The sequence below is a fragment of the Streptomyces coerulescens genome (assembly GCF_042657965.1).
Taxonomy (GTDB): Bacteria; Actinomycetota; Actinomycetes; order Streptomycetales; family Streptomycetaceae; genus Streptomyces; species Streptomyces coerulescens.
In genome coordinates, this window is the sequence record NZ_JBHSKM010000024.1 from 135,542 (window position 1) to 155,118 (window position 19,577).

A 19,577-nucleotide genomic window follows, 5' to 3' on the forward strand; every position below is an offset into this window, starting at 1 on the left:
GCCATGACCAGCATCGAAGTCCAAGCCCTCACCAAGGAGTACGGCGGCCGGCGAGCCGTGGACGACCTCACCTTCACCGTCCTCCCCGGCCGCGTCACCGGATTCCTCGGCCCCAACGGCGCCGGGAAGTCCACCACCATGCGACTCGTGCTCGGCCTCGACCGGCCGACCGCCGGGACCGCCACCGTCGGCGGCCGGGCCTACGCGTCCCTGAGCGAACCCCTGCGCCACGTGGGCGCGTTGCTGGACGCCCGGGCGGCACACGGTTCGCGCACCGGCCGCGACCATCTGCGGATCCTGGCGGCGACCAACCGCGTCCCGGACCGCAGGGTCGACGAAGTGCTGGCGGAGACCGGGCTGGCGTCGGTGGCCCGGCGCCGGGTCAAGACGTACTCCCTGGGCATGCGTCAGCGGCTCGGCATCGCGGCGGCGCTGCTCGGCGATCCCGAGGTCGTCATGCTCGACGAGCCGTCCAACGGTCTCGACCCGGAGGGCATCATCTGGATCCGCGGCCTGCTGCGCCGCCTCGCGGAGGAGGGGCGCACGGTCCTGGTCTCCAGCCACCTCATGAACGAGACCGCGTCCTTCGCCGACCACCTCGTGGTCCTCGGCCGGGGACGCCTGCTGGCGGACACCCCGATGCGGGAGTTCATCCACGCACGCGTGGAACCCCGCGTCCGCGTCCGCACCGCCGACACCACCGCCCTGCGGACGGCACTCGCCCGGCACGGGCACGACGCCGTCCAGCACGAGGACGGGCACTGGATCGTGCGGCACGCACGCGTGGACGACATCGGCCGCCTCGCCTCGGAGGCAGGCGTCCCGCTGCTCGAACTCGCCGCCGAGGAGGCCACCTTGGAGCAGGCCTACCTCGATCTGACGGCCACCGAGACCGAGTTCACCGCACAGCCCCAGGAGGCCTGACCATGGCATTCGCGCCCGTACTCCACGCGGAGTGGCTCAAGATCCGTACGCTCCGCTCGCTGCCGGGAGCACTGCTGGCGCTGTTCGCCGTGACCACGGCGTTCGCCGCGCTCGCCGGCACCGACGGCAGCACCGACCCCGAGTTCGACCCCCTCTTCACCTCTCTGTCCGGTGTCCTTCCCGGCCAGATCGCCGCCGTCTCGTTCGGCGCCATGGCCGTGTCGTCGGAGTACCACGGGGGCGCGCTCCGGCAGACGCTGGCCGCGGTGCCGCAGCGCGGGCGGTGGTTCGCCGCCAAGATGACGGCCGTCGCCGTGCCGGCCCTGCTCGTCGGACTCGTCACCGCCCTCGCGGCGCTCGTCGTCGCCCGTGCCGGACTGGGCCCGGCGGCGAGCGGGCTCACCGCGGCCCAGCAGGTGCGTGGGGTCCTGGGCTGCGGGATCTACCTCATGCTCATGTCCCTGTTCGCGGCCGGGCTCACCGCCGTGTTCCGCAGCGGAGTGGCCACGCTGTCCGTCCTGATCCCGTTCATCCTCGTGGTGTCCTTCGTCGTCGGCGACGCCGCGGGCACCGTGGCCGACTACTTCCCGGACAAGGCGGGCCAGATCGTCCTGCACCAGACCTACGACGGCACCCTCGGGCCGTGGTCGGGTCTGACGGTGACCGCCCTGTGGACGGCGGCGGCCCTGCTCGCGGGGGTCTGGAGCGTGCGACGCCGGGACGCCTGACGGCACGCCAAATGTCAGTGCGGCCGGGTTTACTGGATCCCATGAACATCGCACGGCACATCGCCCTCGTCGACGAGTTGTGCTTCCGCCCGTTCGTGGCGGAGCACAGCGCGTGGGAGGGCGGCGAGAGCGGACCGGGGTACCACCTCGCCGTGTTAGAGAGCAGCCACGGAGACTGCGGGACACGGGCGTCCACGGTGGAGCAGTTCGAGAAGTACCGCGACGCCCTTTATGAGCCGCTCGCCGCCCGCTGGGGAGAGAAGCCCCCGTGGAACGGCCAGACCACCTTGCTGCGCACCGCACAGGAGGAGATACCCGAGCCCTGGACGTCGCTCAGCCAACGCGTGCGTGTGGCCTATGTCTGGGAGGCGGAGGGCACGGGTCGTTGGGTAGCGGTGGCCGTCGCCGACCGCGACCAGGCCGACGACGTGAAGCTCATCGCGGTGACCACCGAAACCGACCCACCGTGACCACCGGGACCGAACTCCCGTCGTGACCACCGGGACCGAACTCCCGTCGTGACCACCGGGACCGAACTCCCGTCGTGACCACCGGGACCGATCTCCCGTCGTGGCCACCGGGACCGATCTCCCGTCGTGGCCACCGGGACCGATCTCCCGTCGTGGCCACCGGGACCGATCTCCCGTCGTGACCACCGGGACCGATCTCCCGCTATGACCACGGGGCCCGATCTCTCTCCCCCCCCCGTGACCGTCCGAGGGTGCCCGATCAGGTCTCGGCCGCCGCCACCCGCAAGCGCCCGAACTCCTCCGCCATCGTCGCCGCCGTCCAATGCGCGTTCAACCCGCTCGGGTTCGGCAGGACCCACACACGCGTGTCCCCGATCGTCCGCTCCTGCGGGCCCACCTGAGCCTTGCGGTCCTCGAAAGCCGCCCGATAGGCGGTGACCCCCACGACGGCCAGCCAACGCGGCCGCAGCCGCTCCACCTTCGTCGCGAGAAGCCGCCCGCCCTCGCGATACTCCTCCGCGCTCAGCTCGTCGGCCCGGGCGGAAGCCCGCGCGACGACATTGGTGATGCCGAGCCCGTACGAGAGCAACTCGCCCTGCTCCGACGGCTTCAAGAGCCTCGGGGTGAAACCGGACAGATGAAGCACCGGCCAGAACCGGTTGCCGGGCCGGGCGAAGTGATGGCCGGTCGCCGCCGTCATCAGACCGGGGTTGATACCGCAGAACAGCACGTGGAGGCCGTCCGCGACGACATCAGGGACGAGTCGGTCACGGGCGGCCTCCAACTGCTCCTGCGTGAAGCGAGTCATACGGAGAGGCGACGGGTCAGAGGATGGCCCCGGGCGTGTAACCGGCGGCCTCCGGGCGCTGCTTCACGATCTCCTCGATCCGGCCGACGACCACGCCGACCTGGTCCGCGGCGGCGCCCGTGAAGGACAGCTTGTCGGCCATCAGCGCGTCCAGCTCGGCACGGTCGAGCGGGATGCGCTCGTCGGCGGCCAGCTTGTCGAGCAGCTCGTTGCGCTCGACGCCCTGCTCACGCATCGCCAGCGCGGAGGCGACGGCGTTCTCCTTGATCGCCTCGTGGGCGACCTCACGTCCGACGCCCGCGCGCACCGCGCCCATCAGCACCTTGGTGGTGGCGAGGAAGGGGAGGTAGCGGTCCAGCTCACGGGCGACGACCGCCGGGAACGCGCCGAACTCGTCCAGCACCGTCAGGAACGTCTCCAGCAGGCCGTCCAGAGCGAAGAACGCGTCCGGCAGCGCGACCCGGCGCACCACCGAGCAGGACACGTCGCCCTCGTTCCACTGGTCGCCCGCCAGCTCGCCGGTCATCGAGGCGTAGCCGCGCAGGATGACCATCAGGCCGTTCACGCGCTCGCAGGAGCGGGTGTTCATCTTGTGCGGCATCGCGGAGGAGCCGACCTGGCCCGGCTTGAAGCCCTCGGTCACCAGCTCGTGCCCGGCCATCAGCCGGATCGTCTTGGCCAGCGAGGACGGCGCCGCCGCCAGCTGCACCAGCGCGGTGACGACCTCGTAGTCCAGCGAGCGCGGGTAGACCTGGCCGACCGAGGTGAACGCCTGCGAGAAGCCCAGGTGCCCGGCGATGCGATCCTCCAGCTCGGCGAGCTTCGAGGCGTCCCCGCCCAGCAGGTCCAGCATGTCCTGTGCCGTGCCGACCGGGCCCTTGATACCGCGCAGCGGGTAGCGGGCAAGGAGCTCCTCGACCCGGCCGTAGGCGACGAGCAGCTCGTCGGCGGCGGTCGCGAAACGCTTGCCCAGCGTCGTGGCCTGCGCGGCGACGTTGTGCGAGCGGCCGGCCATGACCAGCTCGCCGTACTCACCTGCCAGCTTGCCGAGCCGCGCCAGCACGGCCACCGTGCGGTCGCGCATCAGCTCCAGCGAGAGCCGGACCTGGAGCTGCTCGACGTTCTCCGTGAGGTCACGGGAGGTCATGCCCTTGTGCACGTGCTCGTGCCCGGCGAGGTCGTTGAACTCCTCGATGCGCGCCTTCACGTCGTGCCGCGTGACCTTCTCACGCTCGGCGATCGAGGCCAGGTCGACGGTGTCCAGGACGCGCTCGTAGTCGGCGATCGCTTCGTCCGGCACTTCGATGCCGAGGTTCTTCTGGGCCCGCAGCACGGCGAGCCAGAGCCGGCGCTCGAGCTTCACCTTCTCCTCGGGGGACCAGAGCGTGGCGAGCTCGGTGGAGGCGTAGCGTCCGGCGAGGACGTTCGGGATGCGGGGCTTGGCGGGCGCAGAAGTCACGTGTACGGAGTTTACCCGGCGTCCCGAGGGCCCCGGACGGCGCCGCCGGGCAGAGCGCCCCAGGTCAGCGGTGCTCCGTGTGCCGCCCTGCCTTCCGGTCCGCGAGACGGACGGAATCGGCGCTGGCGATCGGGTGAATTCCCCGTTCATCGACGCGTCCCGGTTTCCTGGGGCCTCCACATTTCGTTCATAGTCTGCAAGTCGTGGCGAGTTTTTGCGCGCGGCATCCCGACTTCTGCGACGACCTAGCCAATCCCGGCGATCGACACCATCGCGTCAATGACCGACGTCGGCGTCCCCATTTCTCCCGAGAGAAAGAAAAAACGAGAATGCGACAGGCTCTGACCAGGGGATTGATCGTGGCCGCCGCCGCGACAAGCGCCCTGTCCCTGTACGGCACATGCGCTGCCGCGGCCCCAGGCGTGCAAGGGGCCAAGGTGAACTCCGCCGCCGCGCTGCCGGGCCACTCGGATCCCTGGGACTCGGACGGGCTGAACGATCAGCTGAACGAGAAAATCGGCAAGATGCACGAGAAATTCGACGAGGCGGACGAGAGAATCCAGGAGGCGAAGGACAGACTCAACAACCTGGATCTGCCGCAGCCCACTTCCAGCGAGACCACATCGGGATACGGCGACTCCGGCTACGGCACCGACGCTCCGAGCGACCACGGCTATGGCTCCGAGAAGCCGACCGACCACGGTGACGGCTACGGCTCCGAGAAGCCCAGTGACCACGGGTACGGCAGCGAGAAGCCCAGCGATCACGGCTACGGCAGCGACAAGCGGACCGATGACGGCTACGGCCGCGACAAGCCGGCCGATCACGGTGACGGCTACGGCTCCGAGAAGCCCAGTGACCATGGCTACGGCTCCGACAAGCCGACGGACCACGGCTATGGCTACGGCAGCGACAAGCCCAGTGACCACGGCTACGGCAGCGACAAGCGGACCGATGACGGCTACGGCCGCGACAAGCCGGCCGATCACGGTGACGGCTACGGCTCCGACAAGCCCAGTGACCACGGCTACGGCTCCGAAGAGCCGAACGACCACGGCTACGGACCGGACCACGGCTACGGCCAGGACCACGGCTACGGACCGGACCACGGCTACGGCCAAGACCATGGCGACGGCCACGATCACGACTGCGGCTATGGCCACGACTACGGCTGCGACGAGCCCGGCCCCGAGCCGACCAAGGCGCCGCCGGGGAAGCCGGACGACCCCCACATGCCCGACACGGGCATCGGCGCGGAGGGCGTCGTCGCAGGCATCGCCGCCAGTGGGGCGCTGCTGGTCACCGGAACCCTGATGTACCGGCGCAGCCGGGCCGCGTCCCGTCAGTCGTAACTAGGCCGCCGGGCCCTCGTACGGCAGCAGTTCGGGACGCTTCGCCGGCAGTCCGTCGCCGGAGGAGCGTCCCGTCAGCCGTCGGCCTATCCACGGCAGCAGGTGCCGGCGCGCGAAGCGCGCGTCGGCGACCCGCCGGGTGACCCAGCCCGGCGGCGGCGTGGCCGGCATCGGGGTGCGCCACTCGGTGTCCTCGGGGTCATGACCGAGCCCCTGCCACACCGCCTCGGCGACCCGGCGATGGCCCTCGGCCGACAGATGCAGCCGGTCCACGTCCCAGATGCGGGGATCGCTGAGCGAGGCCGCGCCGTACAGGTCGACGACGAGCGCGCCGTGCCGCTCGGCCAGCTCGTCGACGCAGACGAACAGTTCCTCCATGCGCGGCCGGAACCGCTCCAGGACCGGGCCCTGTCGCCCCGGGCTGCGCATCAGCACCAGTTGCCGGCACGCCGGGGCGAGCTTCTCCACCGCCTCCTCCAGCAGGCCGCGCACCCGCCCCATGTCGCACTTGGGCCGCAGGGTGTCGTTGAGCCCGCCGACGAGGGTGATCACATCGGCGCCCATGGCGGCCGCCACGTCGACCTGCTCCTCGACGATCTGCCCGATCAGTTTCCCGCGCACCGCGAGGTTGGCGTATCGGAAGCCGGGCGTGCGGGCGGCCATCCGCCCGGCCAGGAGGTCGGCCCAGCCCCGGTAGGAGCCGTCGGGGAGCAGGTCCGACATGCCCTCGGTGAAGGAGTCGCCGACCGCGACCAGGCTGCTGTATGTGGGGTTCGTCTGCATGGCGACAGGAATGGTATCCCGGCTCCATACCCGCCGGTCGGTCGGGCAGGGAGCCGGGCACATCACCGACGCGGCCCCGGGCACATCACCCGCTCGGGCCCCGCTGTCAGGCGCGCTGCCCGAACAGCTTCCGCAGCACGTCCTCCATGGTCACCAGGCCGGACAGCAGTCCGTCGCTGCCCAGCACGGCCGCGACATGCGTCCGGCTGCCCCGCATCGCGGTCAGCACGTCGTCCAGCGGGGTGCTCTCCCGCACCCGGGCGATCGGCCGCATGTCCGCCACCTCGAACGGGGCGTCCTGCTGGACGGCGTCCAGCGCGTCCTTCACATGCAGATAGCCCACGATCCGGCGCCCTTCGTCGACGACCGGGAAGCGGGAGAAGCCCGACTCGGCCGACAGCCGCTCCAGCTCCTCCGGCGTGACACCCACGCGCGCGTAGACGACGCGTTCCAGCGGGAGGACCACGTCACGCACCGGCCTGCGGCCCAGTTCCAGGGCGTCGTGCAGGCGCTCCCGCGCGCGGTCGTCGATGAGGCCGGCCTCGCCGGAGTCGCGCACCAGCCGCGCCAGTTCGGCGTCCGAGAAGGTCGCCGTGACCTCGTCCTTGGTCTCGACGCGCAGCAGCTTCAGCAGCGCGTTCGCGAAGGCGTTGATCGTGAAGATCACCGGTCGCACCGCCCGGGCCAGCGTGACCAGCGGCGGTCCGAGCATCAGGGCGCTGCGCACCGGCTCGGCCAGCGCGATGTTCTTCGGCACCATCTCGCCGAGCAGCATGTGCAGGTAGGTGGCCAGCACCAGTGCGATGGCGAAGGAGACCGCGCGCCCGGCGCTCTCCGGCACGCCCACCGCGTGGAACACCGGCTCCAGCAGGTGCTCGATCGCCGGTTCGGCGACCACGCCCAGCACCAGCGTGCACAGCGTGATGCCGAGTTGCGCGGCCGCCATCAGGGCGGACACATGCTGCAAGCCCCACAGCACGCTCTTGGCGCGCCGGTCGCCCTGCTCGGCGTACGGCTCGATCTGCGAGCGGCGCACCGAGATCAGCGCGAACTCGGCGCCCACGAAGAAGGCGTTGACGACCAGCGTCAGAAAGCCGATGAACAGCTGCACGGCGGTCATCGCCCGTTCTCCTTCTCGCTGTCGGTGGCGTCGTCGAGCGGCGCGTGCAGCAGCACCCGCGCGGCCCTGCGCCCGGCGGCGTCCACGACGTCGAGCTGCCAGCCGGCGACCGCGACCCGGTCACCCACGGCGGGGATCCGCCCGAGTTCGCTGGCGACAAGGCCGGCCAGGGTCTCGTACGGCCCTTCCGGGGCCCTGAGGCCCACGCGGGCGAGCTGGTCCATGCGGGCGGATCCGTCGGCCGAGAACAGGGCCCGGCCCTCGTCGTCGCTGCCCGCGGGGGCGAGGTCGGGCGTCTCGTGCGGGTCGTGTTCGTCGCGGACCTCGCCGACGACCTCCTCGACGATGTCCTCAAGGGTGGCGACCCCGGCCGTACCGCCGTACTCGTCGATGATCACGGCCATGGTGCGCTTGCCGGACAGCCGGTCCAGAAGCCGGTCGACGGTGAGCGTCTCGGGGACCAGGAGCGGCTCGCGCATCAGCTCGGAGACGGAGACGCGGGGGCGGCGCTCGGCCGGTACCGCAAGGATGTCCTTGACGTGCGCGGTCCCCACGACCGAGTCGAGGCTGCCGCGGTAGACGGGGAACCGGGACAGTCCGGTCGCCCGGGTCGCGTTCGCCACGTCCTCGCAGGTCGCCTGGGCGTCCAGGGCGACGACCTGGACGCGCGGGGTCATGACGTTCTCCGCGGTCAGGTCGGCCAGGTTCAGGGTCCGTACGAACAGCTCGGCGGTGTCCGCCTCCAGGGCGCCCTCCCGGGCGGAGTGCCGGGCGAGGGCGGCCAGCTCCTGGGGGCCGCGGGCCGCCGCGAGCTCCTCGGTGGGCTCCACACCGAAGCGGCGCACGATGCGGTTGGCCGTGTTGTTCAGATGCGAGATGAAGGGGCGGAAGAGCGCGCTGAACCAGCGCTGGGCGTTCCCGACGCGCTTGGCCACGGCCAGCGGCGAGGAGATCGCCCAGTTCTTCGGCACCAGCTCACCGACGACCATCAGGACGACGGTCGACAGGGCCGTACCGATCACCAGCGCGATCGAGCTCGCCGTCGAGCGGGAGATCCCCATCGACTCCAGCGGGCCCGCGAGCAGCGTGGCGATCGAGGGCTCGGCCAGCATGCCGACGACCAGGTTGGTGACGGTGATGCCGAGCTGGGCGCCGGAGAGCTGGAACGTCAGATTCCGTACGGCCTTCAGGGCGCCGGCAGCGCCCCGCTCGCCGCGCTCCACGGCCCGCTCCAGCTCGGCCCGCTCTACGGTGGTCAGCGAGAACTCGGCCGCGACGAAGGCGCCGCAGGCGAGCGACAGCAGGATCGCCACCAGAAGGAGGAGCACTTCCGTCATCGGGTCACCTCCGTCCCATGGTCGGACAGGGTGGGGAGGATCGCTCGATGTCTGCTACTGGGAGGCTCGCCCATGGGCGGACGCTCACACCTTTCCTTGGAAGACCGAAGTGGTCCACCAATAGTAAAGGATCGGCAAAGCAGTCAGTCCGTGAGCGGCTTCACCCACCGCCGCCAGTGCTCTTCGGGCGTGTACCCGGCCGCGCGCCAGGCATGATGCGCGGTTTCGTTCCGCCGCAGCACCATCGCGTCGCCCCGGCGCCCGCCGAGCCGTACGAACCGCTCCTCCGCCGCGGCCAGCAGCGCCGCCCCGATGCCCCGGCGGCGCCGCTCGGGGTGCACCGCAAGCCGGTACAGATGACACCGCCAGCCGTCGAAGCCCGCGATCACCGTGCCCACCAGCCGGTCGTCCTGCTCGGCCAGGATCAGGGCCTCGGGGTCGCGGGCGACCAGCCGTTCCACGCCGTCCCGGTCGTCGCTGATGCTCGCGCCCTCGGCAGCCGTCTTCCAGAAGGCGAGTACGGCGTCGAGGTCGTCGGCCGTCGCGGCCCGTATCCGCAGTTCAGTCATGCCGCGATCCCATCACGGCCGGTGGGACGCGGCGCCGGATTCCGGCATGCGGACGGCTACTTGCCGCGCAGTTCCTCGATCACCGGCGCGAACGCCTCCATGTAAGGCTCCAGGACGGTCAGATACGAGAATCCGTACCGCTCGCGCTGGGCCAGCACCTGCGCGGTGATCTGGTCCAGGGTGCCGATCAGGAGGATGGGCAGGGCCAGTGCCTGCTCCGGGGTCAGCTCCGGCACCCGGTCGAGGAGAGGCTGGACCACGGCCTCGCGGTCCCGCGTCACGGCCACCATCTGGAGCAGCAGATTCAACTCGGCCGGCTCCGCGCGGTCCTCGGCGAACCCGTGATACCGGGCCACCCGCTCGTCGAGCCGCTCGGCCGTGACCGGGACCAGCCGCCCGGTCGAGCTCTCGGGGTCCGCGTACGCGCCCCCGAACGCCGCGATGTCGGCGTGCTCGGCGGTCAGCCGCAGGACCCGGTCGCCGTTGCCGCCGACCAGCAGCGGCACCCGCGGTCGCTGCACGGGCCGTGGCTCGTACGACTCGGACTCCAGCAGCCGTTGAAGCTCCTCGACCGTGCGCCGCAGATGGGCCACGCGCTCGCCGGGCGTGCCGAAGGGCAGCCCCGCCGAGTCGTGCTCCGCCTGTACGTACCCCGCGCCCAGCCCGAGTTCGAGCCGCCCGCCCGTCAGCGCGTCGGTCGTCGCCACCTCACGGGCGAGCAGCGCCGGGTTCCACAGGCCCGCGTTCAGCACGAACGTGCCCAGGCGCGGCTGTTCGGTGGCCTCCGCCGCCGCGACCAGCGCCGGGAACGGGGCGGGCATGCCCAGGTGGTCGGGGACCAGGATCACGTCGTAGCCGAGTTCCTCGGCCCGGCGGCACTTGGCCCGCCACTCGTCGGCCGGGGCGGAGGTCAGCAGATTGACACCGAAGCGGAACGGACGCGGGCTCACCGACTGCGACATGAACTCTCCTCGCCTGCTGGGGACTTGAGTACCTGCCGCGATTCCATCACTCGTGCGCGATGGCCGCCAGCACATTCATGCGCGATGCACGCAACGCGGGCAGCAGTGCCGCCACGACGCCCACGACGGCCGAGCCGATCACCACCGCGACCATCGTGCCCCACGGGATCGCCAGCGCCGTCATGCCCTGCAACGCCAGCACCTGTTGGGTGCACACGCCCCACACCAGCCCCAGCGCGAGCCCCAGGACCGCGCCGAACACCGCGATCACCACCGACTCCAGCCGGATCATCCGGCGCAGCTGCCGCCGGGCCAGTCCGATGGCCCGCAGCAGCCCGATCTCCCGGGTGCGCTCCACCACCGACAGGGCCAGCGTGTTGACGACGCCGAGCACCGCGATGATGATCGCGAGCCCGAGCAGGGCGTACACGAGGTACAGCAGCACGGCGATCTGGTCGTGCACCAGGTCCTTGTAGTCGGCGATGTCGCGGACCTGCACCTGCGGGTACGGGTCGAGCGTCTTCTCCAGGCCGGCCCGCAGGTCGTCCGGGCTCGTGCCGGAGGCGGCGTTGACGTACACGGCCGCGTCCTGCCCGCCCGGCGCGTACTTCTGCAGGGTGGCCAGGCCGAAGTAGATCCCGCCCTGGCTGCCGAACCCGTCGGCGGACTCCTGGTCGGTGAGGGCGCCCACCGCCAGCTCGGCCGTGCGGCCGCCCTGGAACTCGACGGGGACGGTGCTGCCGACGCGTACGCCGTGGTCCTCGGCGAAGTCCTTGTCCATGGCGAGCTGTCCGTCCGCGAGCGCGGCCGCGGAGTCGCCCTGGGCGTAAGTGATGTTGGCGACCTTGTCGAGCTGCGGTTCGTAGGCCGCGGCGGTCGTCTTCACCCGGTCGCCGTCCGGGAGGCGTACGGCGACCGTCGTGAACTGCGAACGTACGACGAGCCCCACGCCCTCGGTGGCGCGGATCCGCTCGGTGATCTCGCGCGGGAACGGCACGAAGTTGCCGTTCTGCACGACGAAGTCGGCGCCCAGCGTCTTGTCGATCTGCTGGTCGAACGACTTGGTCATCGAGGCGCTCGCCACCGACATCCCGCCGACCAGAGCGAGCCCCACCATCAGGGCGGCCGCGGTGGCGCCGGTGCGGCGCGGATTGCGCAGGGCGTTGCGCTGGCTCATCCGGCCGATCGAGCCGAACAGCGCGGGGAAGGAACCGCCGAGCACCCGGATCACGGGCCGCACCAGCAGCGGTCCCGCGACCACGGTCGCGATCAGGGTCAGCAGCACGCCGAGGCCGAGCAGGGACGCGGCGGACGACGTCCTGGACGCCACGGCACAGCCCACCAGGGCCGCCGCGCCGGCCGCCCCGATCACCGAGCCCAGGATCGCGCGCAGCCGCAGCGGCCGTCCGATCTCGGCGATCTCCGCGTCCGCGAGGGCCGCCATGGGCGAGACGCCGGCCGCGCGCCGGGCCGGGAGATACGCCGCCACGAAGGTGACGCCCAGGCCGACGACGTACGCGGTCACCGGCGTGCCCCAGCCGACGACCATCTCGTCCGTCCGGATGTTCATGCCCATCAGACCCATCAGCTCGATGAGTCCGACGGCCAGTCCGATGCCGGCCGCGAGGCCCGCGGTCGAGCCGACCAGGCCGAGCAGCAGCGCCTCGGTCAGCACCGAGCGGCGCACCTGGCGCCGGTCCGCCCCGAGCGCCCGCAGCAGGCCCAGCTCACGGGTCCGCTGGGCGATCAGCATCGAGAACGTGTTGACGATCAGGAACACGCCGACCAGGACCGCGACGCCGGCGAAGCCGAGCATGACGTACTTGATGATGTCGAGGAATCCACCGAGCTGCTCGACGTCCGACTCGGCCTGCTCATCGGCGGTGCGCAGCTCGTAGGCGCCGCTGTCGTCGCCCAGCGCGTCCGCCACGCGCCGCTTGAGCTCGGCGTCGCTGACACCGTCGGCCGCGTCCAGCGTGATGCCGGTGGCGCCCTTGGGGTCGCCGATGAGCTTGGTCTGAGCGGTCGGGGTGTCGAAGAAGACCAGCGCGGCACCGGGGTTGGTGGTGGTGAAGGTGACGATGCCGACGACCTCGACCGGGAAGGAACCTTCCTGCCCGACGACCGTCAGCCGGTCGCCGATCCCCACGTCCTTGTCGTCGGCGGTGTCGGCATCGATCATCACTTGGCGGTCGCCCTTCGGTGCGTGACCGGAGGTGAGCTCGACGGGGCTGCGCTCGGTCGGGTTCCAGGCGGTGCCGATGGTGGGGGCGCCCGTGGTCGGGCCCACCGACTCGCGGTCCTCGTCGACGACGGTGATGCCCTCCACGTCCACGTCCGCACGGGCCGCCGAGACGCCGTCGACCTTCGCGAGGCGGTCGGCGAGCGAGGCCGGCAGGGTCAGGGTCTGCCCCGAGGGGATCGTCTCGTCGAAGGTCTCCTTCGGGGTGACGGTGACATCGGCGGCGGTCGAGGCGAAGAGCCGGTCGAAGGTACGGCTGACGGTGTCCGAGAAGATCAGGCTGCCCGCGACGAACGCCACGGAGAGGATCACCGCCAGGGCGGACAGCAGGAGCCGCCCCTTGTGCGCGAGGAAGCTCCTGAGCGTCGCCTTGAGCACCGGTCAGCCCTTCTCGGGCGGCGCCGGGGGAGGGGTCTGGCCGCCTGCTGCGGGGCCGGCGCCGGCGAAGTGGCGCATCCGTTCCAGTACGGCCTCCGCGGTCGGGCGCTCCATCTCGTCCACGATCCGTCCGTCGCCCAGGAACAGCACCAGGTCGGAGTGGGCGGCGGCGCCCGGGTCGTGGGTGACCATCACGACGGTCTGCCCCAGCTGGTCGACCGCCTCGCGCAGGAAGCCGAGGACCTCCAGGCCGGCCCGCGAGTCGAGGTTGCCGGTCGGCTCGTCCGCGAAGATCAGCTCCGGCCGGGAGGCGAGCGCGCGGGCGCAGGCGACGCGCTGCTGCTGGCCACCGGAGAGCTGGGAGGGCCGGTGCCCCAGCCGGTCCCGCAGCCCGAGGGTGTCGATGACCTGGTCCAGCCACTTCTCGTCGGGCTTCTTGCCCGCGATGTCCATGGGCAGGGTGATGTTCTCGACCGCGTTCAGGGTCGGGATGAGGTTGAACGACTGGAACATGAACCCGATCCGGTCCCGCCGCAGCCGGGTCAGCTCGCGGTCCTTCAGGCCGGTGATCTCGGTGTCGCCGAGCCAGACCTGCCCCGCCGAGACGTTGTCGAGGCCCGCCAGACAGTGCATCAGCGTGGACTTCCCGGAGCCCGAGGGCCCCATGACCGCCGTGAAACGGCCGCGCGCGATGTCGACGTCCACCGAGTCGAGGGCCAGCACTGTCGTCTCGCCCGAGCCGTAGGCCTTGGTCACGCCGCGGGCGCGGGCCGCGATCCCGTCCGCCGACGCGGGGCCGGGGACGTACTGGGCAGCTGCTGTGGACAAGACCGCCTCCTAGACGGAACGGACACAACGACACTCGTCCCCGCCGAGCGTAATGTGATCCATCGCACAGCGAGTATCCCCCGGAGGTCCCGGTCGCTCTCCGCCCCAGGTCGGGTCCCCGATATCGGTGTAAGGGGCAACATCCCGCCTTCGCGCGAAGCCCTTGCCGGTGCTAGCACAACCGCGCTAGCTTCGAGGTATGGCGAAGACCCAGCTGAACGTGAGAGTGGACGAGGGCACGGCCCGCGCCGCCCGCGAGCGCGCCCTGGCCCGCGGCATGAGCGTCAACCGCTACATCGAGGAGCTGGTCAAGCAGGACACCGGCGAGGTCGGCCACACCTTCGTGGAGGCCGCCGCCGACTTCATGAAGCAGTACGAGTCGGTGTTCGTCGACGAGTTCGGCGCCGACCGCGAAGGCTCGCGCGAAGGTCGCCACTGATCCGTTGAGCGAACTGAACATCGACCTTGCCTGGCTGCTCATGCTCGCCGAGAAGAGGACGCCGGGGGACCCCCAGGTCAGCGACTGGGGAGCCCTCGTCGCCGCGGTCGCCCGCCATCAGGCCGAGATATTCGACGTCCCCGTCTACGACAGCCCGCACGCCCGCGCCGCGTCCCTGCTCCAACTGCTCGTCCACGTCCCCGCGTTGGAGCGCTCCAACGCTCTGTTCGCCTCCGCCGTCGCCTACGCCTACCTGGTCGCCAGTGGCCTCAAGGTGGTCACCTCGCCCGAGCAGGTCCGCGACCTGGCCCGGCTGGTGAAGAGCGGCGAGGCCACGGTGCACGACATCGCACAGGAACTGCGGCAGTGGAGCCTGTGACTACTCGCTGACCGGCGGCCGCCACGCCGTCCCGAGGAAGCAGTACGACGAGGGGAGCGTCGGCCCGTTCTCCGGCATCATCACCTGCCGATAGGGGCCGAGTTCGAAGCCGGCCTCCCTGAGCGCCGCGACCGGATCGCGGGACACATGGCAGCCGCCGCTCACCAGCGGCCACACCGTCCGGTCCAGCGCTCGCTGCGTGAGGAGCATCGCGCGCCCGCCGCCCCGGCCGTGCTCGAAGAACCGCACCACACCGCCGGGCCTGAGCACCCGCCGTACCTCACCGAGCGTCCGAGGCACGTCCCGGACGCTGCACATCACCAGCGACAGCACCACCGCGTCGAAGGCCTCACTCTTCACCGGCAGTGCCTCCGCCGCGCCCGGCACCACGTCCACGGGCACCTCGGCGCGCAAGGCCGAGTCCACGGCCAATGAACGCAGCAGTCGCTCGGGTTCGATGGCGACGACCTCCGAGACGGAGCTCGGATAGTGGGCGAAGTTCAGACCGTTGCCGGCGCCGATCTCGATCACCCGGCCGGACAGCCCGGCCAGCAGCCGGTCGCGGATGTCGGCCATGCCCATCCGGGTCTCGGCGTTGACGCTGATCCGGGCGTAGAAACGGGCGAACAGCGGATGGTGCACGGCATCCCGTGACACCTTGCCGGAACCGGCGGACCGCAGGGCCATGGGGACCTCCCGGGCAGGACGCGACTCACCCTGATTCTCCCCACTTACGGGACCCGCGCACCTCCGCTGTGCACTCCGGCCCCCGTCCGGGCGGTCCCGGGCCGGCCCGGACTCAGCCGATGAAGTCCCGGACCTGCTCGTACACGCCGTGGTCGTCGTTCATGTCGGTGTGCGAGACGCAGCCGACCTCGACGTTGGTCGCGCCGCTCAGGATCGCGGTGGTGTCGGGTGTGAGCGCGTCGTCGCAGTTCGACCAGTACCGCCACGTCGCCGCGGCCACCCGGCTGCGCGCGCTCGCCGGATTCCGCCCCGGCAGCGAGGCCGTCCAGGGGCCGTTCTCAGGCCGTTCTCAGGCTGTCCACGGGCTGGCCAGAGGTCTTCTATGCGTCGGAGAAGGCGCGGGCGATCCCCGCGAGATTGCGCGGACAGGTCCATATCTCCCGCGTCCCCCGGTCCTCCTCCTGAGGGTGGGCCAGCATCTCCAGCGCCTCCTGAAGATCGTCCAGCTCACCGTCGTCCGCCATGCCGTCGCACGGGTGCTCCTCGTGCGCACAGTCCGTCTGCCCGAGAGCACGCTCGACGCTGTCCAGCGCCTTCAGCACGCGGGCCTCGGCCGCCGCGTCCGGGCGGGCATGGACCACGTAGGGGCCTATGAGCACCAGCCCGAGCACCCACAGCGCCGTGTCCGGTCCGGCCGCCGCCACGCTCTCCTCGAGGTTCCGGGCGCACTCCAGCACGGTGCGGTGCGTGTCGCCGAGGTGGTAGCCCTGCCGGATCTCGTCCCACTCGGCGATCAAGTCGTTCCACTGATCAGGGTCGGTCTGCATGATCAGAGACTGGCACAAGGGGCTGACAAGCCACGCACCGTCAGGGCGCCACCCGCCCCCGGAACCCCCCCGCGTCCCACGTCCCGGACAGCCTCGGCGCCAGCCAACCGGCCGCCGCGGCGCGGAAGTCGGCAGGCGTCAGCGCCCCCGCCCCCGCCGGCACCGCACCCAGCAGCGGTGCCGCCGCCACCTCCGGCAGATCCGCCACATTGCAACGCGAGGCCAGATCCGCCGCCTCGGGCCAGCTCCCGATCACCACGCCCAGCAGGTCCAGCCGCCGGCCGCGCAGTTCACGCGCCGTCAGCTCCGTCACGTTCAGCGTGCCCAGGCCCGCCGACGCCACTACGAGAACGGGCGCCGCCATCAGCTCGGCCGCGTCCGCCAGGGTGCCGCCCGCCTCGTCGAAGCGGACGAGCAGCCCGCCCGCCCCTTCCACCAGCACGAGGTCGTGCTCGGTGGCCAGCTTGGCGGCGGCATCGGCGATCTCGTGCGGACGCACCGCCGCCCGGCCGGCCCGGCGCGCGGCCGTCGCCGGGGCCAACGGGTCGGGATAGCGGGCGAGTTCCGCGGTCGTCACGCCGCCCGCGAGACGCGCGACCTCCTGCGCGTCGCCGTCCTCGTCCGGCCGTACGCCGGTCTGCGCGGCCTTCAGCACGGCCACCGACCGGCCCGCGGCCAGTGCTGCCGCGGCGACGGCGGCGGTCGTGACGGTCTTGCCGACCTCCGTGCCCGTGCCCGTGATCACCAGTACCGGCATGTCAGCCCTCCCGAGCCGCCGCGCACACCGCGCGGGCGATCCGTGCGACGTCCGCGTCGCCCGTGACGTACGGCGGCATCGTGTAGACGAGGTCGCGGAACGGCCGCAGCCACACGCCCTCGCGCACGGCGGCCGCCGTCGCCGCCCGCATGTCCACCTCATGGTCCAGCTGGACGACCCCGATGGCGCCGAGGACGCGTACGTCCTTCACACCCGGCAGGTCGGACGCCGGCGCCAGTCCCTCCCGCAGGCCCTTCTCGATCCGCTTGATCTCGGCCGGCCAGTCCTGCCCGAGCAGCAGCCCGATCGAGGCGCAGGCCACCGAGGCCGCCAGCGGATTGGCCATGAAGGTCGGGCCGTGCGCCAGCACCGGCACCTCGCCCCGGGAGATTCCCTCGGCCACGCGCGCGGTGCACAGCGTGGCGGCCATCGTCAGATAGCCGCCGGTCAGCGCCTTGCCCACGCACATCACATCCGGCGTCACCGCCGCGTGGTCGGCCGCGAACAGCGCGCCCGTGCGGCCGAACCCGGTCGCGATCTCGTCGAACACCAGCAGCACGTCGTGCGCGTCGCACGCCTCGCGCAGCACCCGCAGATACGCGGGGGAGTGGAACCGCATCCCGCCCGCGCCCTGCACGACCGGCTCGACGATCACCGCCGCCAGTTCGTGCGCGTGCCGCTCGATCAGCGACCGCAGATGCTCCGCGTACGACTCGTCGAACTCGGCCGGCGGCGGGTCCGCGAACACCTGGCGCTGGAGCACCCCGGTCCACAGCTCGTGCATGCCGCCCTCGGGGTCGCACACCGACATGGGCTGCCAGGTGTCGCCGTGGTAGCCGCCGCGCCAGGTCAGCAGGCGCTGCTTGCCGGGGCGGCCCAGCGAACGCCAGTACTGCAGGCACATCTTGACCGCGACCTCGACCGACACCGAACCGGAGTCGGCGAGGAACACATGCTCCAGGCCGTCGGGCGACATGTCGACAAGGAGCTTCGCCAGGCGTACGGCGGGTTCGTGGGTGAGCCCGCCGAACATGACGTGGCTCATCCGCGCCAGTTGCTCCTGCGCGGCCTCGTTGAGCACCGGGTGGTTGTAGCCGTGGATCGCCGACCACCAGGACGACATGCCGTCGACCAGCTCACCCGAGCCGTCCGCGAGCTTCAGCCGCACCCCGCTCGCCGACTCCACGACGAGCGGTTCACTGCGGCCGGGCATCGGACCGTACGGGTGCCACACATGCCGCCGGTCGAGCTCCAGCAGCTCGGGCACGGTCAGGCCGGACGCGGTGTGCGGGTCAGGCATTGGGCGCGAGGTCCGTTCCGGCGCCCCGTCGGCGTACCGCGACCAGGTCGGTGCGCGCCTCGTTGACCGGAGCGGCGGCGGCAGCGGCCGTACCGCACACACCGCCCCCTTCGTGCGACCCGCACCCGGCGCCCTCGTGGGACGACCCGCAGCCCGCGCCGCCGTGCGACCCACAGCCCGCGGCCTCGTGCGACCCGCAGCCGCCCCCGGCCGTCTCCGTCCGGTGCTCCGGCAGTGTCACCTGATCGGTGCCCTCCACCTCGAACCCGGCGTCGGCGATCATCTCCAGGTCGGCCTTGCCCGCCTGGCCCTCGGTCGTGAGGTAGTCCCCGAGGAAGATCGAGTTGGCCAGGTTCAGGGCGAGCGGCTGCATCGTGCGCAGATGGACCTCGCGGCCACCGGCGATGCGCACCTCGACGTCCGGACAGACGAACCGGACCATCGCCAGGATCCTGAGGCAGCGCTGCGGGGTGAGGTTCCACTCCTTGGCCAGCGGGGTGCCCTCGACCGGGATCAGGAAGTTCACCGGCACCGAGTCCGGGTCCAGCTCGCGCAGCGAGTAGACGACGTCGACCAGGTCCTCGTCGCTCTCGCCCATGCCGGCGATGAGACCGGAGCACGCGGACAGCCCGGCCCCGTGGGCCTTCTGCACCGTGTCGACGCGGTCGGCGTAGGTGTGCGTGGTCGTGATGTCCCCGTACGTCCCCTCGGACGTGTTGAGGTTGTGGTTGTAGGCATCCGCGCCCGCCTCGCGCAGCCGCTCGGCCTGTCCGTCGGACAGCAGACCGAGACAGGCGCACACCTCGACGCCCTCGTTCTGGTCCTTGATGGTCCTGATGGTCTCGGAGACCCGGTCCACGTCACGGTCGGTCGGGCCGCGCCCGGACGCCACCAGACACACCCGTTTGGCGCCACCCGCCAATCCGGCGGCCGCCGCCTGGGAGGCCTCGTCCGGCTTGAGCCAGGTGTACTTCAGGATGCCGGCGGTGGAGCCGAGGCGCTGGGAACAGTAGGAGCAGTCCTCGGGGCACAGGCCCGACTTCAGGTTGACCAGATAGTTGAGTTTCACCCGGCGACCGAACCAGTGCCGGCGCACCTTGCCGGCCGCGGCCACCACATCGAGCAGGTCGTCGTCGGAAGTGGCGAGGACGGCCAAGGCTTCCTCGCGGGTCGGCAGCTCGCGCCGAAGCCCCTTGTCCACCAGCGTGTTCAGCAGGTCCATGGGAGC

At 71.4% G+C, this 19,577-nt stretch carries 20 protein-coding genes and 1 pseudogene; 6 read left to right on the forward strand and 15 right to left on the reverse strand.

Going from position 1 to position 19,577, the window contains the following annotated elements; genetic code table 11:
* The first annotated feature begins 3 nt into the window (after positions 1-3).
* Genes ACFPQ9_RS30100 through ACFPQ9_RS30110 form a run of 3 tightly spaced genes read left to right on the forward strand, consistent with a single transcriptional unit; the run spans position 4 to position 2,122 of the window.
* Positions 4-924, forward strand: coding sequence for an ABC transporter ATP-binding protein (locus ACFPQ9_RS30100; protein ID WP_380860231.1), 921 nt, complete (start codon positions 4-6; stop codon positions 922-924).
* Between the two features lie 2 nt (positions 925-926).
* Positions 927-1,652: an ABC transporter permease gene (locus tag ACFPQ9_RS30105; RefSeq protein WP_380860234.1), complete on the forward strand. Its 726-nt coding sequence runs from the start codon at positions 927-929 to the stop codon at positions 1,650-1,652.
* A gap of 41 nt (positions 1,653-1,693) precedes the next feature.
* Positions 1,694-2,122 carry a hypothetical protein gene (locus ACFPQ9_RS30110; protein WP_380860237.1) on the forward strand — a complete coding sequence of 143 codons (429 nt, stop codon included), beginning with the start codon at positions 1,694-1,696 and terminating at the stop codon, positions 2,120-2,122.
* A 259-nt stretch (positions 2,123-2,381) separates the two neighbouring features.
* Here ACFPQ9_RS30110 and mug read toward each other — a convergent pair whose 3' ends face one another.
* Positions 2,382-2,930 carry a G/U mismatch-specific DNA glycosylase gene (gene mug / locus ACFPQ9_RS30115; RefSeq protein ID WP_380860240.1) on the reverse strand — a complete coding sequence of 183 codons (549 nt, stop codon included), beginning with the start codon at positions 2,928-2,930 and terminating at the stop codon, positions 2,382-2,384.
* 16 nt (positions 2,931-2,946) lie between these two features.
* Positions 2,947-4,389: an adenylosuccinate lyase gene (purB, locus tag ACFPQ9_RS30120; protein WP_380860243.1), complete on the reverse strand. Its 1,443-nt coding sequence runs from the start codon at positions 4,387-4,389 to the stop codon at positions 2,947-2,949.
* 329 nt (positions 4,390-4,718) lie between these two features.
* Here purB and ACFPQ9_RS30125 point away from each other — a divergent pair, with 329 nt between their 5' ends.
* Positions 4,719-5,741 carry a hypothetical protein gene (locus tag ACFPQ9_RS30125; RefSeq protein WP_380860246.1) on the forward strand — a complete coding sequence of 341 codons (1,023 nt, stop codon included), beginning with the start codon at positions 4,719-4,721 and terminating at the stop codon, positions 5,739-5,741.
* On the opposite strand, the gene ACFPQ9_RS30130 is transcribed toward ACFPQ9_RS30125, so the two are convergent.
* The 7 genes from ACFPQ9_RS30130 to ACFPQ9_RS30160 all read right to left on the reverse strand — a co-directional run bounded on the left by ACFPQ9_RS30130 (position 5,742) and on the right by ACFPQ9_RS30160 (position 13,960).
* Positions 5,742-6,524 carry an SGNH/GDSL hydrolase family protein gene (locus ACFPQ9_RS30130; RefSeq protein ID WP_380860249.1) on the reverse strand — a complete coding sequence of 261 codons (783 nt, stop codon included), beginning with the start codon at positions 6,522-6,524 and terminating at the stop codon, positions 5,742-5,744.
* Positions 6,525-6,630: 106 nt separating this feature from the next.
* Entirely contained in the window at positions 6,631-7,644 is a 1,014-nt protein-coding gene (locus ACFPQ9_RS30135) for a hemolysin family protein (RefSeq protein WP_380860252.1), read from the reverse strand.
* On the reverse strand, positions 7,641-8,981 hold the full coding sequence (locus tag ACFPQ9_RS30140) for a hemolysin family protein (RefSeq protein WP_380860255.1): 1,341 nt from the start codon (positions 8,979-8,981) through the stop codon (positions 7,641-7,643). Before ACFPQ9_RS30140 ends, ACFPQ9_RS30135 begins: the two co-directional genes overlap by 4 nt.
* Positions 8,982-9,124: 143 nt before the next feature.
* On the reverse strand, positions 9,125-9,550 hold the full coding sequence (locus tag ACFPQ9_RS30145) for a GNAT family N-acetyltransferase (protein ID WP_380860257.1): 426 nt from the start codon (positions 9,548-9,550) through the stop codon (positions 9,125-9,127).
* A gap of 56 nt (positions 9,551-9,606) precedes the next feature.
* A complete protein-coding gene (locus tag ACFPQ9_RS30150) occupies positions 9,607-10,512 on the reverse strand; it encodes an LLM class F420-dependent oxidoreductase (protein WP_380860260.1) in 906 nt (301 codons plus the stop codon).
* A gap of 46 nt (positions 10,513-10,558) precedes the next feature.
* Entirely contained in the window at positions 10,559-13,132 is a 2,574-nt protein-coding gene (locus ACFPQ9_RS30155) for an ABC transporter permease (protein WP_380860263.1), read from the reverse strand.
* 3 nt (positions 13,133-13,135) lie between these two features.
* The gene (locus ACFPQ9_RS30160) at positions 13,136-13,960 is read right to left on the reverse strand and encodes an ABC transporter ATP-binding protein (RefSeq protein ID WP_380860266.1); all 825 of its coding nucleotides are present in this window, start codon (positions 13,958-13,960) and stop codon (positions 13,136-13,138) included.
* 199 nt (positions 13,961-14,159) lie between these two features.
* Between ACFPQ9_RS30160 and ACFPQ9_RS30165 the strand changes: the two genes are divergently transcribed.
* Entirely contained in the window at positions 14,160-14,399 is a 240-nt protein-coding gene (locus ACFPQ9_RS30165; RefSeq protein ID WP_380860269.1) for a toxin-antitoxin system HicB family antitoxin, read from the forward strand.
* Between the two features lie 4 nt (positions 14,400-14,403).
* On the forward strand, positions 14,404-14,778 hold the full coding sequence (locus ACFPQ9_RS30170; RefSeq protein WP_380860272.1) for a fic family toxin-antitoxin system, toxin component: 375 nt from the start codon (positions 14,404-14,406) through the stop codon (positions 14,776-14,778).
* Here ACFPQ9_RS30170 and ACFPQ9_RS30175 read toward each other — a convergent pair whose 3' ends face one another.
* From ACFPQ9_RS30175 to bioB, 6 genes and pseudogenes are all read right to left on the reverse strand, one after another.
* Positions 14,779-15,465, reverse strand: coding sequence for a class I SAM-dependent methyltransferase (locus ACFPQ9_RS30175; RefSeq protein WP_380860275.1), 687 nt, complete (start codon positions 15,463-15,465; stop codon positions 14,779-14,781).
* A gap of 112 nt (positions 15,466-15,577) precedes the next feature.
* Positions 15,578-15,724, reverse strand: a pseudogene (locus ACFPQ9_RS30180) (lipase); the annotation flags it as partial.
* Between the two features lie 121 nt (positions 15,725-15,845).
* Positions 15,846-16,292: a hypothetical protein gene (locus ACFPQ9_RS30185; protein ID WP_380860278.1), complete on the reverse strand. Its 447-nt coding sequence runs from the start codon at positions 16,290-16,292 to the stop codon at positions 15,846-15,848.
* A 40-nt stretch (positions 16,293-16,332) separates the two neighbouring features.
* Positions 16,333-17,049: a dethiobiotin synthase gene (gene bioD, locus ACFPQ9_RS30190; protein WP_380860280.1), complete on the reverse strand. Its 717-nt coding sequence runs from the start codon at positions 17,047-17,049 to the stop codon at positions 16,333-16,335.
* Position 17,050: 1 nt separating this feature from the next.
* Positions 17,051-18,349 carry an adenosylmethionine--8-amino-7-oxononanoate transaminase gene (locus ACFPQ9_RS30195; RefSeq protein ID WP_380860283.1) on the reverse strand — a complete coding sequence of 433 codons (1,299 nt, stop codon included), beginning with the start codon at positions 18,347-18,349 and terminating at the stop codon, positions 17,051-17,053.
* Positions 18,342-19,571 (reverse strand): biotin synthase BioB, encoded by a 1,230-nt coding sequence (gene bioB / locus ACFPQ9_RS30200; protein ID WP_380860286.1) that lies wholly within the window; start codon positions 19,569-19,571, stop codon positions 18,342-18,344. Before bioB ends, ACFPQ9_RS30195 begins: the two co-directional genes overlap by 8 nt.
* Between the last annotated feature and the right edge of the window lie 6 nt (positions 19,572-19,577).

Coding starts and splice junctions, on each gene's coding strand:
- ACFPQ9_RS30140 (WP_380860255.1), bottom strand. CDS start 8,981: ATGACGGAAGTGCTCCTCCTTCTGGTGGCGATCCTGCTGTCGCTCGCC.
- ACFPQ9_RS30185 (WP_380860278.1), bottom strand. CDS start 16,292: ATGCAGACCGACCCTGATCAGTGGAACGACTTGATCGCCGAGTGGGAC.
- ACFPQ9_RS30105 (WP_380860234.1), top strand. CDS start 927: ATGGCATTCGCGCCCGTACTCCACGCGGAGTGGCTCAAGATCCGTACG.
- ACFPQ9_RS30150 (WP_380860260.1), bottom strand. CDS start 10,512: ATGTCGCAGTCGGTGAGCCCGCGTCCGTTCCGCTTCGGTGTCAATCTG.
- mug (WP_380860240.1), bottom strand. CDS start 2,930: ATGACTCGCTTCACGCAGGAGCAGTTGGAGGCCGCCCGTGACCGACTC.
- ACFPQ9_RS30175 (WP_380860275.1), bottom strand. CDS start 15,465: ATGGCCCTGCGGTCCGCCGGTTCCGGCAAGGTGTCACGGGATGCCGTG.
- ACFPQ9_RS30100 (WP_380860231.1), top strand. CDS start 4: ATGACCAGCATCGAAGTCCAAGCCCTCACCAAGGAGTACGGCGGCCGG.
- ACFPQ9_RS30165 (WP_380860269.1), top strand. CDS start 14,160: ATGGCGAAGACCCAGCTGAACGTGAGAGTGGACGAGGGCACGGCCCGC.
- ACFPQ9_RS30125 (WP_380860246.1), top strand. CDS start 4,719: ATGCGACAGGCTCTGACCAGGGGATTGATCGTGGCCGCCGCCGCGACA.
- bioB (WP_380860286.1), bottom strand. CDS start 19,571: ATGGACCTGCTGAACACGCTGGTGGACAAGGGGCTTCGGCGCGAGCTG.
- ACFPQ9_RS30110 (WP_380860237.1), top strand. CDS start 1,694: ATGAACATCGCACGGCACATCGCCCTCGTCGACGAGTTGTGCTTCCGC.
- bioD (WP_380860280.1), bottom strand. CDS start 17,049: ATGCCGGTACTGGTGATCACGGGCACGGGCACGGAGGTCGGCAAGACC.
- ACFPQ9_RS30135 (WP_380860252.1), bottom strand. CDS start 7,644: ATGACCGCCGTGCAGCTGTTCATCGGCTTTCTGACGCTGGTCGTCAAC.
- ACFPQ9_RS30130 (WP_380860249.1), bottom strand. CDS start 6,524: ATGCAGACGAACCCCACATACAGCAGCCTGGTCGCGGTCGGCGACTCC.
- ACFPQ9_RS30145 (WP_380860257.1), bottom strand. CDS start 9,550: ATGACTGAACTGCGGATACGGGCCGCGACGGCCGACGACCTCGACGCC.
- ACFPQ9_RS30195 (WP_380860283.1), bottom strand. CDS start 18,349: ATGCCTGACCCGCACACCGCGTCCGGCCTGACCGTGCCCGAGCTGCTG.